This window comes from Kribbella deserti (assembly GCF_042434725.1).
GTDB lineage: Bacteria > Actinomycetota > Actinomycetes > Propionibacteriales > Kribbellaceae > Kribbella > Kribbella deserti.
Genome location: NZ_JBHLTC010000012.1, coordinates 164,384 through 178,865, shown reverse-complemented (window position 1 = coordinate 178,865; position 14,482 = coordinate 164,384). Strand labels below are relative to the sequence as shown.

Here is a 14,482-nt window from a genome sequence, read left to right as displayed (position 1 = left end):
CATTCTGGGGGGAATGCCGGGCCGGTTCGGTCAGGGGTGGTCAGGCGCGGTAGGCCGTCCACATGTTGCTGATCCGGGTGCTCTGGCCCGGACTGAACTGGTTGTAGCAGGAGTCGTACGAGTAATCCATGTAGTTGTGGATCGGGTCCAGGCCCGGCAGCGAGCACGAGTCGCGGCCGACCGGGCAGCCGTTGGTCGAGCTGCTCTGCGCCGGGGTGTCGGCGACCTCGTCGTTCGTGGCCGTGCAACCGCCCTGGAAGGTGTGGTAGAGCCCGAACCAGTGGCCGGCCTCGTGGGTCGCGGTCTCACCGAGGTTGTAGTTCGTGGCGGTGCCACCCGGCAGCGAGGTGTACTGCACCCGGATGCCGTCGACGCCCGGGTTGCGGCTGTAGTCCCACGGGAAGGTGGCGATACCGAGGTAGCTGAAGTTGACCAGCCAGATGTTCAGCGCGTTGGCGCCGCCCTTGCGGGTCTGCTTGCGGTAGGTCGCGCTCTGCTTGTCCTTGTGCCAGTTGGTGTTGTTGTACCGGTACGTGGCGACCAGGTTGAACGTGAAGCCGGTGTTCGCCGCGGAGGCGGATTCCCCACCGGCGAAGGTCTTGTTCAGCACGTCCATCTGCTGGGCGATCTGGGTGTCGGTGACGTCGCCGTTGCCGGCCGCGTCGCGCATCACGTGCACGTAGACCGGCACGCTGGCAGCCGCCAGGGCACCCTTCGGTACGGCGATGCCGCGGGCCGCCTTGGCCTTCAGGATCTGGGCCGTGCGGGCTTCGACCGCGCGCTGTTCGGCGGCGGACATCTCGCGGTGGTCGGCGCCGCGGCCACCCTTGGCGGCCGAGCCGGTCTCCGCCGGGGTGACGCAGTTCAGGCTGCGCAGTTCGTCGACGGGCAGCCGGGCCGAGGCGCTACCGCCGAGCGGGCTGAACGCGAGCGCGGTGCCGGTGAGCACCACTGCCAGCGCGCGGGGACGGGTGATGAGAGATCGCATCGAAGCGCTCCTCAGGGGATCGTGGCCGCGACTGGGCGGGCGGCCGATTGCCCGGAATAGTGCGCAAAATTTCGCTGTTCCGGAAGCGATCGTCTCGTTCCTCTGTAAAATCTAGGGAAAACCTTCGGTCCGTCAGGTGGTCCCGGCGGGCACTTCCAGGCTGCCGTACCGCTCCATGCGCTGCCAGCGCAGGCGGGAACCGGCCAGTGCGGTGAAAACCGATTGAATAACTACGAGATACATCAGCTGGCGGTAAACGAATTGCTGCAGTGGAAGACTCCACAACGGACCGGGCCGCTCGCCGTCCAGCCGGAACGCGTAGAACCCCATCGCGGCCTGCAGGCCGAGGAACGCCAGCCACAGGCCGATGATCCGGACCGGGTCGAGGAACACCAGACCGTACAAGGCGAACACGTCCACCACCGGCGCCAGCAGCGGCAGTAGGACCTGGAACAGCAGCAGGTAACCCAGGCCGCGCCGGCCGAGCTTGCCCGCGGGACCGCGCTGGACGAGCGCCCCACGGTGCTTCCACATCGCCTGCAGAGTGCCGTAACACCAGCGGTAGCGCTGCCGCCAGAGCGCACTGAGCGAGGCCGGGGCCTCCGTCCAGGCCTTGGCGCGCTCCTCGTAGACGACCCGCCAGCCATCCCGGCACAGAGCCATCGTGAGATCGGTGTCCTCGGCCAGCGTCACGTCGCTGACCCCGCCGATCCGCAGCAGCGCGCTGCGGCGGAATCCGCCCACGGCGCCGGGCACGGTCGGCATGCACTCGGCCAGGTCGAACAAGCGCCGGTCGAGGTTGAACCCCACGACGTACTCGATGTGCTGCCAGCGGCCGAGCAGGCCGCGGCGGTTGCCGACCTTGGCGTTGCCCGAGACGGCGCCCACCCGCGGATCCGCGAACGGCTGGATCAGCATCCGGACGGCGTCCGGCTCGAACACGGTGTCGCCGTCCACCATCACGACCAGCTCGTACGACGCCGCCTGCAGGCCGGTGTTCAGAGCGGCGGGTTTGCCGGCGTTCGGCTGCCGGATCACCCGCACACCGGGCAGCCCCAGCGACTCGACCAGGTCGGCGGTGCCGTCGGACGATCCGTCATCGACCACGATCACCTCGACCGGATGGTCCGAGGCCACCAGCGAGCGGACCGCGGCCTCGATGCCGGCGGATTCGTTGTACGCCGGCACGATGACGGTCACCGGTTGGGTCACCGCTGGGCCCCACTCCAGGCTGGTTCGGCCCCGGGCATGGCGCCTGGCCGCGACCAGTACGGCGATGGCCCGCAGCACGCTGAGCGCACCGGCGGCGTACAGCAGCCAGGTGATGATCGTCAGCGTCACGTCACTGAGCCGGATCGCGCCGATCACCGCGAGCCCTCGCCACCGCTCGGAGGTGGTGGCCGGCTGCATCGGCTTGGCCAGGCCGACGGACTCGCTCACGGTGGTGAACCGGAAGCCCTTGCGGCTCAGCTGCGGGATCAGCCGTTCGAGCGCGGCCAGCGTCTGGGTGCGATCGCCACCGGCGTCGTGCATGAGCAGAATCTGCCCGTTGCGGCCTTTCGGCGTCGAGTTGGCGACGATCCGGTTGACGCCGGGCCGGCGCCAGTCCTCGCTGTCCTGCGTGCTGAGAACCGTCAGATAGCCCTCGGCGCGGGCCCGTTGAATGGCGGTCCAATCCGGATCGGCCACGGCGTTCGCGCTGGAGGAGTACGGCGGTCGCAGCAGCGGAGTGCTGATCCCGGCCGCGCCCGCCAGGATGAGCTGGCTCTGCCGCAGTTCCAGGGACCGGCGCCAGTCCGGCAGGGTGGCGAGATCCGCATGGGTGAACGTGTGCACACCCAGTTCGTGGCCCTCGGCGACGATCCGCCGGGTCAGCGTGGGATGTTTCGCAACCTCCGTGCCGACCACGAAGAAGGTCGCCCGCACTTTGTGGGCCCGCAGTAGGTCGAGCACTTTCGGCGTCCAGACCGGATCCGGCCCGTCGTCGAAGGTCAGGGCGATCGTGCGGGGCTTCGGCCGGGCCGAACGGTGCTTCGTGCCCGCCGCGTCGATGATCGGGCCACCGGCCGAGATCTCTCGCGGCACGGCCTTGGCCGAGGATCGCGGTGGCGCCTCACCGTCAGGCGCCGTGCCGAACAGGTGCTGGGTGTATCCCTGTAGCAACAGGGCTCCCGCGAGGCAGACCAGCAGGATCGTCAGGACGACCCAATGCGTGCGCAGCGCGACGTCCCGGCCGTGCCGCGATCTTCGTGCAGCCATCGGTCAGGGCCGCGCGGGCGACTTGGTCCGGCCGGGAGGAGCCGTCGGCTTGCCGCGTTCACGTGTTCCGGGCGTCGTGGTCGGGCTCGAGCCGGTCGTCGGCGTACTGGTCGGCGAGGTCGTCGGCCGGTTGGTCTGGCCAGGCGTGGACGGGCGGCTGCGAGGAGTGATGGTCGGTACGGCGGTCGGCCGCGCGCTGGCCGGAAGCCGGGTTGCCGCCGAGGTTGGTACCCCGGTCGGAGTGGTCGACGGCTGCGACGTCGGCTCGACGGTGCGAGCCGGCACTGGGGTCGGCGTCACGACTGGTTTCGGCTTCGACAGCTGCCGTACGGCGTCGGGGAGCGGGATGAACGGGGTGTTCGGCGCGGGCCCACCGAGCAGACTGCTGGCGAGCAGCACGAGGTATCCGGCGGCGGGCACGGCCAGGAGGGCACCGAGGCGGCGGACGGAGCGATGGCGGCGGCCGCTGGGATCGACGAAGATCGGTTTACGGCCGGGGAACGGCGTCACAGCTGCGGGAGTTTAGCCCGTTGTGGGCCACCCTGACGAACGGCGAAATTTCCCGTGACGACGGGCCTGAAGCCGGTAACAGACTGTCACCCTTTTGGGCGGAAGCCAGCTTGAAGTATTGCCAACACCCTGGGCGGGGTCTACTTTTCCCTTGCGGCTGGGGGGTCGCCTCAGTGCGATCGTGGGGGTCGCGGGGGCCCGGGGCCGCGGGGGTGGAAACGTATGGGGGTTCTTCGCTTTGTTTCGTCGCGCCTGATTTCGGTCGTCGCGGCGGTCAGTCTGCTGGCGGGCATGCTCGTCGTCACCGCGCAGCCCGCCCGGGCCGCCGAGAACGGCGTCGACGACCTGCTGGGCCTGCTGGGTGCCGGCGGTACGCCGAACAGCCTGGCCACCTGGACCTCCGGGCTGGCCTCGGTCGACAAACTCGGTGAACCCTTACCACTGGTCTCGGCCAGTCCAGGGGGACTGCTCGGCCTGAACGACCTGTTCCTGAAGGCGGTCACGGACGAGCTCGACTCGGCCGTGGACTTCGGTGATCTCGGGGTCGACAAGGACATCACGATCGACGGCGGCCGGACCGGTCACCTGAAGACGACGGTGAGCGATCTCGGCGCGGGCAAGAAGCTCGACATCCTGGCGACGGTGGACCGCACGGTCACCGGCCAGGATTTGCGGCTGTCCAGCGCCACGCCGAAGGTGGAACTGTCCGTGGCCGACGGCGTCACGCTCGCGCTGAAGTCGCGGCTGGCGCTGAGCGTCGTATGGACCGGTGGAGCCGACGACAAGGTCTACCTGGTCCGGACCGACAGCACGCCGCGCCTGGACGTCGACGCGCACGCGAGCATCGACAACGCGACCGCCAAGGCCGCGATCGGCGTACTCGGGGTGTCGCTCACCGGTTCCAGCCTGGACGTTGACGCGCACCTGGTCGGCACCGTCAGCGACCCCGACAACGACGGCAAGCTGTTCTTCAGCAACAACGGTGAACTCGCGCAGGCGGGATCGCTCGAGGGATTGTTCACGGTCGGGCTGGACCCGCAGGGCTCGCAGCCGATCGACGCCTCCGACCCGGACTCCCGTGGCTCGGTGCACGCCACCTTCCAGCTCGGCGCGGCCGCGTCGGGTGTGCCGGTTTCGTTGCCCTCGGCCATCAGTACGACCGTGAAGGTGAACTGGAACGACATCGGTGTCGGTGCCCCGGTGGTGGAGGCGCCGGATCTCGCCGCCACCGTCGGCAAGTTCCAGAACATGAGCCTGCAGGACCTCGCCGAAGGCCTGGCCCAGATCGTCGCGTCTCTGACCGCGATCCAGAAGGCGAAGTACGACCCGGACCAGGGCGGTCCGCTGCCGACGATCGGTGACCTGGATCTGCCGTTCATGAAGGGCACGCTGGCCGACGTGATCCGGATCAACGACGTGCTGAAGGCGTTCCTCGCCGCCAACACGGTGCCCGCCCCCGGCCAGCCCGGGTTCGTCGCGGGTGTGACCGATCCGGCGCAGGCGGGCAAACCCACCTTCACCTCGCTGCAGGATCTGCTCAAGAAGCTCGACGACGCCTCGGACATCGACTTGAGCGGTCTGGTCTGGGAGGCCGCCAACAGCAAGCTCGCCCTGACCCTGAAGATGAAGAAGCTCGCGCCGGACACCGCCGTCGATCTGGACCCGGTGAGCATCGAGGCCTCCGGCCCGACCGCGACGTACGACACGAAGACGCTGACCGTGGCCGGAGCCGGCTGGACGACGAACCAGTGGGTCGGCCGTCGTGTTGTCGCCGGTACGTCGGCCGGCGAGGTGGCCGGCAACGACGCCAGTACGATCACGCTGAAGACCGACTGGGCCGGCGGTAAGCCGCCGGCCAACTCGCCGTACGTGATCGCGGGATCGGAACCGCACATCGGCGCGGTCACCTTCGCGAACCGGATCGACTCCAGCGGTCAGGGCATTCTGAACGCGAACAGCGAACAGACCTTCGCGAAGGTCAAGCCGTCGTTCGAGGCCTCGCTCACGCTGGTGCTGGACCTGCAGGACGCGCGCACCGGGAACGCCTGTATCGGGTTCCTCGGTAGCACCAAGGCCTGCCCGTTCACCCAGTCCAACGGCGCACTCGACACGGTCATCCCGTCGCTGCCGCTGAACACCGACCGGATGATGATCCGGACCGGGTCGTCGCTGTTCTCGGCCGACTTCCCGATCGACACCGCGGTGGACCTGACCGCGAACGCCGGCTACTTCAAGGTGAAGCTGACCGGCCAGCTCAAGGTCTGCAACTCCTCGCTCGGCGACACCTGCGCGGCCGGTACGCCGACCGGGCACATGCTGAGTATGGGACTCAAGCAGCAAGGTGACGCCCAGCACGACCTGCGGTTGTCCGAACTGTTCAAGCAGCTGGTGGATTCACCCGCCGCGCTGCTCGACGTGGACGTGAACGTTCGCGCGTACGGCGATGTGACCGTGGCGGTGCCGGAGGCGGAGCAGTTCCTGCCGGCCGGCGCGACCACGAAGTTCACCGCGAAGTGGGGCGACCTGACCGATCCGTCGACGATCGCCCTGGACACCGGTGACCTGTCCGAGGTGTTCAAGCTCGACTTCGACGCGGACGACCCGAAGGCCTTGTTCACCGCGTTGATCAAGACGCTGCAGACCCTGTCGAAGCAGCTCGCCTCGGCCAACACGACCGCTGGTTCCGGTGTGTTCGACAAGGACATCCCGGGCCTCGGCAAGTCCCTGCGCGACCTGCTGGTCAGCGACGAGTCCAACGCCGGCGCGGGGGTTTCGTACGGCGCCGACACGGTGGTGGACAACAACCGGAGTGAGGCCAACGGCGATCTCTTCGGCCCGCACCTGGTCGGGCGCTCGATCGTGGTCGGGACCCAGGTCGGCATCGTCAAGGCGGTCGCGCCCAACGGCAAGTCGCTCACGATGACGAAGGCATGGGAGTCGGTGCCCGCCCCGGGAACGCCGTACATGATGCGGTCGGCACTGGACGACGCGACGGATCGCCTGCTGGCGAACACGCCGGACAACATCCAGGACGCGGTCAAGCTGCTGAACGAGACACTCGGCACGCAGGCCGTGAAGTTCCGTTACCTGGAGGTCGACGGCAAGCCGAACCTGGTGCTCGACGTCGACTGGAAGCGCGACTACCGCGCGGCCGCGCCGATCAAGCTCTCGCTCGGCAACCTGAACGGCTCCGACCAGACGTTCGCGGCGGCCCAGGCCAGTGGACTGGCCCAGGTGGACGTGACCGGCCGGGTGAAGGTGGGCCTGGTGGTTCCGCTCGCACCTGGTGACGGACCGGCCGACGGTGCCGCGCTCAAGGTGCTGGAGGATTCGTCGATCAGCATCGGCGCGAAGGCCACGCTGACCAACGGCTCGGTCCAAGGTGTGGTCGGCCCGCTGTCGATCGCGCTGGGCAATCCGGCCGCGGGTGCGCCCGCGGCCGAGAAGGCCCAGGCGAAGGCGGATCTGAGCATCGCGCTTTCGAAGTCCGGCGCGGCCGCGAATACGCCGGTCTCGTTCAGCGACTTCCTCGGGGCGGTCGGCGTGAACTTCAACGCCAGTAACGGCACGGTCTCGTGCGGGGAGACGCTGGACACGCCGCTGATGGTGTGCGGCAGCCTGCCGATCTTCCTGAACAACACCGGCGCGGACGACGGCTGGGTGCCGATCGGGCAGATCGCCCTGCGGGTACCCGACTCGACCAATCCGGCCGACCTGGTCGACCTGGATGACAACCTGCCGGCCCCGGACGACGCCAAGAAGGAGCTCGAGCTCCCGGCTGACCTCGGTACGCGGCTCGCGAACGCGCTGCTCGACTTCGGCAACTTCGGCGACGGCCTCGAGGGTTATCTCGCGGCGATCGAGCAGGCCTTCCGGACCGCGAGCTTCCAGGGCAAGTTGCCGCTGATCGGCGAGGACCTGCAACAGGGCGCGGACTTCATCGGCGACCTGCGGACCAAGCTGCGCAGCTCGATCTGGAACGAACTGCCCGGTGGCGGCCGTCCCGCGAACTCCAAGGAGTTCAAGGACTTCATCAACACGAAGCTGGCTGCCGCGCTGGCCGAGGTACAGATCGCGGCCACCGAGGTCTCGGTCGACTTCGACTGTACGGCGACCCTCGCGCCGGCCGCCGCGCCCACCGTGGCGGAGAGCCCGGACGACGTCGGCACAGCGACGTACGAGTATCAGATCGTCGCGTACCAAGGCACGGGTGACGGACCGAACGACGACACGGTGCCCAGTCCGGCAGGCCAGACCACCAAGGGCGCGGCCACGCTGAACGGCACCAACTTCAACCACCTCACCTGGGCGTCGGTGCCGAACGCGACCGGCTACAAGGTGCTTCGCAAGGCTCCGGGCGACACCGGCTTCAAGCTGATCAAGAAGCTCGGCAACGTCTTGGTGCACGACGACAAGGGCGACACCGCCTCGGACTACACCGCGGCGACCCAGCAGCCCGATCTGGCCGTCTGCGGTCTGAACGACATCGCCGGGGTCTTCCTGGAGTTCACCGCTCAGCGCGGCAACGTCAGCCCGGCCAAGGGTTGTGAGAACACCGGTGCGCCGAAGCCCTGCTTCCACACCAGCCTGCCGCTCGACATCGGTATCCCGGGCCTGGCGCTGCGCCAGGGCAAGGACGGCACCGAAGGCATCACCGTCGACGCCGGTTTCGCCCTGCACTTCAAGCTCGGGCTGAACAAGACCGACGGCTTTTTCGTCAACACCCACGACGGCTGGGGCGCGGACAACAAGGCGCGGGCCGAGCTCCAGGTGGGGCTGGCCTTCGATCTGCCCGACACGATGGTGGCCGAACTGGCCTTCATCAAGATCAATGTGGACAAGGCAACCGGTGGTACGCACGACCCGACCAAGCCGTTGTTCGCGGGCGCCTTCCAGATCGACCTGAAGGCCCCGGGCGAGAACAGCTGCTTCAAGGGCGACGAGCCGGCCTGTACGGCGGACGAGGACGCGAAGATCAAGTTCGCGGACCTCGGTTCGGGTGGCGACCTGTTCGGGATCTCGCTCAGCGGGGCGTTCCACCTGGACTGGATCGTCGAGGCGCAGGTCGACTCGGCCTTCCCCGGCATCCGGGCGAACTTCCAGCTGATGTGGTCGTTCAATAACCAGGCCCCGGACGGAGCCACGGCGCCGTACATCGCCTTCAAGGAAGTCGGCATCAGCGCCGGCACCTTCTTCGAGGGCCTGCTCGGCGACGTGGTGAAGGAGATGAAGCGGGTCACCGGGCCGCTGCAGCCGGTGATGGACACGCTGTACGCGCCGATTCCGGTGCTGTCCGATCTGAGCCGGATGGCCGGTGGTGACGACGTCACCTTGATGACGCTGGCGAAGACGTTCAGCACGCTGGCCGATGGGCCGAAGCTGGACTTCGTCGACACGATCAAGGCCGTGATCGAGTTCATCAACCGGCTGCCCAGTTGCAGTCCGGACGCGGCCAACGACTGTTACGTGCCACTGGGCGAGTTCGAGATCTCCGGTGAGAAGGCGCTGAACACCAGCAACTCGCCGACGACCGCGGACAAGATGTACGAGGGCACGCCGAACGCGAAGTCGGCCAACGAGGTGAAGACCGGCCTGAACGACAAGAACGAGCACGCGAGCGCCGCGCAGAACCCGATCTTCGGTGGTACCGGCCTGGCACCGAACGAGGGTGACGCGGAGAAGTCCGGGATCACCTTCCCGATCCTGGAGAACCCGGCTTCGGCGTTCAACCTGCTGATGGGTGGCGACATCACCCTGGTCGAGTTCGACTCGGGCCCGCTGACGCTCGGCTTCAGCTGGCGGCAGGCCTTCGGCCCGGTGTACGCACCGCCGCCGGTGTTCGTGACCCTGGCCGGTTCGGCCGAAGTCAGCCTGCGCATCGTGGCAGGCCTGGACACCTACGGCATTCGCAACGCGGTCGAGGCGGCCCAGAACGGTACGCCGGTGGGCGCGATCGACGTACTCGACGGGCTGTTCTTCAAGACCGTCGACAACTCCGGTACGCCGATTCCGGTGGTCAAGCTGACCGGTGAGATCGCCGCGGGGGCAGCGGTCAGCGCGGTCATCATCACGGTCGGCATCGAGGGCGGACTGCGCCTGACGATCGGGTTCTACTGGAACGACCCGAATGACGACGGCAAGTTCCGGGTCAGCGAGTTCCTGCACGCGGCCCTGAACAACCCGCTGTGCCTGTTCACGGTCAGCGGCAAGCTGTCGCTGTTCCTGCGGGTCTACATCACGATCGGCGTGAGCATCTTCTCGGTGTCGTTCAGCTTCACGCTGGCCGACGTGACGCTGCTCGACTTCTCGGTCTCACCGGACTGTGAACCGCCACCGCCGAAACTCGGTGGCACGGTCGACGACACGCTCGTGGTCTACGCCGGCCAGTTCGGCAAGAACGCGCAACGCGGCTCGCCCTGGGGCAACGACGAAGCGGCGGTGGAGAAGGACACCGTCAAGGTGATCTCGCTGCACTACGCGCAGAAGCCCGGTGACGAGGCCGGTACCAACGCGGCCTTCGACGGTTTCGCGGTGGAGATGCTCGGCGAACGCCGCGAGTACCTCGACCCGAACCTGAAGCGGGTCGTGGTGGACGGCTCCGGTTACACCAAGCCGATGAACATCACCTTCATCGGTGACGGCAAGAAGGAGACCGGTACGAACGCGGGCAACAGCCCGGCCATCTTCGACAAGGAGGCCGTCGCGATCGGCGGCGACGCGGCCGACGTGATCACCACCGGACGGGGCCTGTCGTACGTCGACGGCCGCGGCGGCGACGACATCATCGTCACCGGGGACACCGGTGGGCCCGGCTCGAAAGCGATGGTCGCCGGTGGTGCCGGCAAGGACACCATCACCGTCGGCAACGGTGACAACCTGGTCGCGGGTGACGCCTCGCTCGGCACCGCGACCAAGGCCCGCAAGGTCACGCACAACGAGCAGGACAAGGGTGGTACCAAGGATCTCGCCGGCGTCTTCGACTGGGAGTCGATCGCGGATCCGACCGGCCAGCCGCAGGGCAGCAACACCGGTGACGACACGATCGGTGTCGGCCTGGGCAAGAACAAGGCCCGCGGCAACGCCGGTGGCGACACCATCTCGGTGGCGACCGACCGTCCGGACGGCACCCTGCCGGCCGGGATCAACACCTTGATCGGTGACGCCGGTAACGACCGGATCTCCGGCGGCTCGAACGCGGACCGCATCTTCACCGCGGCCGAGACCGAGTTCGGCGTGGACGAGGACGGCCCGGCCGACACCGGCGCGACCAACACTGTCGACACCGGCCTCGGCAGCGACAAGGTCTGGGGCAGCACGGGTATCGACCTGATCACCAGCCATTCCCAAGGTGACCAGACGGCCCGTCTGCTCGGTGGCTCGAACGACGACATCCTGCTCGGCGGCTTCGGCACCGACGAGGTGTACGGCGGGCCCGGTCAGGACTACGTCATCGCCGAACCGGCCCAGGTCGGCCCGAACACCGGTGCCGACATCATCGACGGCGTGAACTTCGGTCCGCGCCGGCTGGTGACCAAGCTGCCACTACCGGCCGGGGTGGCGTCCAACGCCAAGACCCTGGTCGGTGGCCTCGGCGACGACCACGTGATCGGTGGTGACGGCCCGGCGAAGATCTTCGGTGACAAGCGGATCGACGGCGAGCTGTGCAAGCCGGGCGAGCCGGTCACCTCGGACCCGGTCGGTGAGAGCAGCAGCGAGGCCGACGGCGACGGTAACGACCGGATCCTCGGTGGTGCCGGTATCGACACGGTCTCCGCGGGTGGTGCGAACGACCTGGCCGAGCTGTTCGGCGGCAACGACCTGGCCTGTGGCCAGGAAGGCAAGGACACACTGCGCGGTGGCGGTGACAAGGATCACCTCTGGGGCGGCAAGGACGCCGACATCCTGTACGGCGACGCCGGAGTGGACTACGTCTTCGGCAACACCGGCAACGACGTCGCGTACGGCGGCACCGAGGCGGATGTGATCGAGGGCAACAACGGCGCCGACTGGGCGACCGGCGGCGCGGGTGACGACCTGATCTACGGCGGCACCCGGGCGGCAGGCCGGACCGACACCGGAAACGACGACCTGTACGGCGATCTCGGCCAGGACAGGTTGATCGGCGACAACGGCACGGTGGACAACCCGGAGACCGGGGCGGACGCCGCGGCGATTCCGTTCGACCTCGACGGCGAGACGGCCGCGGCCGGAACCGGCGACCGCATTCACGGCGGCGACGGCCACGACACGGCGTACGGCGGTCTCGGCGCCGACCAGGTCAACGGCAACGGCGGCAACGACCACCTGGAGGGCAACAACGCGGCAGACGTCGTGCACGGCAACGATGGTGAGGACGCCATCGTGGGTGGTTCGTTCCAGCAGGCGTCGGACGGCATCGGCCGTCCGGACACCGGTGACCAGTTGTTCGGTGACGCCGGACCCGACCTGCTGGCAGGCGACAACGCCATCCTGGGGCTGACCAGCGATCCGGCCGCGACCACGCCGGTGACCCGCAACCGCGGCTTCGCGCTGGGGCACACCGTGACCCTGCTCGACCTCGGTCTGAACCCGGCGGCCGCGACCTCCGGCAACGACCAGATGTCGGGTGGTGACGGCCAGGACGTGCTCTACGGCCAGGACGGTGAAGACCGGGCCAAGGGTGACGACCAGGACGACTACGTCGAGGGTGGTCAGGGCAGCGACTGGGTCGAGGGTGACCTGGCCGATGACGACCTCGTCGGCGGCAGCTCGACCCCGTTGGCCGGAGCGGGCGCGACCCGGACCGGGCAGCGTGACACGGCCGACGCGGTCTTCGGTGGACCCGGTGACGATGTGGTTGCCGGTGACAACGGTCAGGTACTGCGCCCAGGCGCCGGCCAGACCCCGACGCGGGCCACGGTCCGCCTCGGCACCGAGCCGGGTGAACTGATGGCCGGCCGGATCGTCGAGCGGTACGACCTGGCCGCACTGCCGGCCGCGGACCGCTTCGGCGCCGACCGGTTGTCCGGTGGTGCGGGCGTCGACATCATCTGGGGTCAAGATGGCGGCGACTTCGTCTCCGGCGGCAGCGGTGCCGACTACGCCGAGGGCAACGGTGGCGCCGACGTACTCCGGGGCGACCTGTCGCTCGCGGGGGACTCGGAGCTGACCACGGTGGCTCCGCTGGCCGACCCGGGCTGGCCCGGTGACGCGAGCGCGGCGGCCGTGCTCGAAGGCGCGCTCACGCCGGACGGTCAGGACGACCTGATCGGTGGTAGCTCCGCCAAGGGCTTCCGCGACACCGGTGACACGATCGAGGCCGACGGCGCCGCGGACGTCGTACTCGCCGACAACGGCACCCTGGTGCGCACGGTCACGGGCGCGCCGGGTGCCCGGGTGGAGAAGGTCTACGCCGATCGCTATCCGAACGGCACCCCGCCGGCCGGGGCGACCGTCTCCCGCACGCACGACCCCGACTTCAGCGAGCCGAGCACGCGCTTCTGCACCGAGGCGCAGGCGACCTGTGAAGCAGTAGGGGCCTTCGGCAACGACAAGGTGTACGGCGAGGCCGGCGACGACGGTATCTGGGGTCAGGACGGTGACGACCTGATCCTGGGCGGCGCCGACAACGACGACCTGTACGGCGAACTCGGCAACGACAAGCTGTTCGGGGAGAACGGCGAGGACGCCATCCTGGGTGACCGTGGTGGCGTGGTGAACCAGCGGCTCGACACCGGGGACAACCCGGCACAGTTCACCTTCAGCCTGAACTCGCCACCGGCCGAGACCTACGTCGGGTTCCGGCGCGGGGCCTACGACCGGCGGGTCGACCTGGAGCACGACGTCGACGGCGACCAGTGGATCGGGTCCGCGACCAGCGCGGAGATGCCGCACGACGGCATCACCACCGGTGGCCGGGACCAGATCCGGGGTGGCGCGGACGCGGACAACATTCACGCCGGGTACGGGGACGACCTGGCCAACGGCGACAGCGGCGGCGACCAGGTGTTCGGCGCCGACGGTGAAGACGTGCTCTGGGGCGGTAAGGGTTGCGACCCGGTCCTCGACGCGGCCACGCCGGACTGTCTCACCAACGGCGTGTTCGATCCGGACTCGCGCGGTACCAACGACCGGTTCATCGACCACATCTTCGGTGGCGTGGGCGAGTCGGATCCGGCCAAGCAGGACGTGATCGGTTCGGATCTGCTCGACTTCAACCCGCGGGGTGCCTACCCGGGTGACTGTGCGCCCGGCGACTGGCCGGTCACCACCGGTTCGGTCACGGTCGACCCGTGCCTGTGGTTCGAGCTGACCAACAAGTCCGACGACACGGCCGATCCGGAAACGCTGAAGAACAACAACCACCACCAGGGCACGGACTGGATCTACGGTGGCTGGGATCGCGACGTGATGCAGGCGGATGTGGCGCAGAACGGTCCCAACCCGGGTGACCGGCTGATCGACTGGAACGGCGCGTTCAACCTCTACACCCACTGCAACGCGGCGTACGGCGGCTTCAATGACGTACGGCAGCACTCCCCGGCGATGAAGGACTTCATCAACCTGCTCGCCTGGGGTTCAGGCGCCGGTCGCGCGACGACCGACGTGACCACCGCCGGCACCTCGGCGTACCGGGAACTGGCCTTCGCCTACAACCCGGACTTCAACACCCACGCGGTAGGCCCGGCCTATCCGACCACTCCGGGTCATTTCGAGGCCCCCGTGGCCTGCAATGACTGATCACTA

The 14,482-nt window shown here is 68.4% G+C and carries 4 protein-coding genes; 1 reads left to right on the top strand and 3 read right to left on the bottom strand.

Features of this window, described 5'->3' with window-relative positions:
* Positions 1-40: 40 nt before the first annotated feature.
* From ACFFGN_RS11295 to ACFFGN_RS11285, 3 genes are all read right to left on the bottom strand, one after another.
* A complete protein-coding gene (locus ACFFGN_RS11295; RefSeq protein WP_380046235.1) occupies positions 41-988 on the bottom strand; it encodes a zinc metalloprotease in 948 nt (315 codons plus the stop codon).
* Positions 989-1,120: 132 nt separating this feature from the next.
* A complete protein-coding gene (locus ACFFGN_RS11290) occupies positions 1,121-3,247 on the bottom strand; it encodes a bifunctional polysaccharide deacetylase/glycosyltransferase family 2 protein (RefSeq protein WP_380046233.1) in 2,127 nt (708 codons plus the stop codon).
* A 3-nt stretch (positions 3,248-3,250) separates the two neighbouring features.
* Positions 3,251-3,757 carry a hypothetical protein gene (locus ACFFGN_RS11285; protein WP_380046231.1) on the bottom strand — a complete coding sequence of 169 codons (507 nt, stop codon included), beginning with the start codon at positions 3,755-3,757 and terminating at the stop codon, positions 3,251-3,253.
* A gap of 222 nt (positions 3,758-3,979) precedes the next feature.
* Here ACFFGN_RS11285 and ACFFGN_RS11280 point away from each other — a divergent pair, with 222 nt between their 5' ends.
* Positions 3,980-14,476, top strand: a complete 10,497-nt coding sequence (locus ACFFGN_RS11280) for a calcium-binding protein (protein WP_380046229.1) — start codon at positions 3,980-3,982, stop codon at positions 14,474-14,476.
* The last annotated feature ends 6 nt before the right edge of the window (positions 14,477-14,482 follow it).

Bases quoted from the DNA above. Each gene is read 5' to 3' on its own strand.
- ACFFGN_RS11295 (WP_380046235.1), bottom strand. From the start codon at position 988: ATGCGATCTCTCATCACCCGTCCCCGCGCGCTGGCAGTGGTGCTCACC.
- ACFFGN_RS11290 (WP_380046233.1), bottom strand. From the start codon at position 3,247: ATGGCTGCACGAAGATCGCGGCACGGCCGGGACGTCGCGCTGCGCACG.
- ACFFGN_RS11280 (WP_380046229.1), top strand. From the start codon at position 3,980: ATGGGGGTTCTTCGCTTTGTTTCGTCGCGCCTGATTTCGGTCGTCGCG.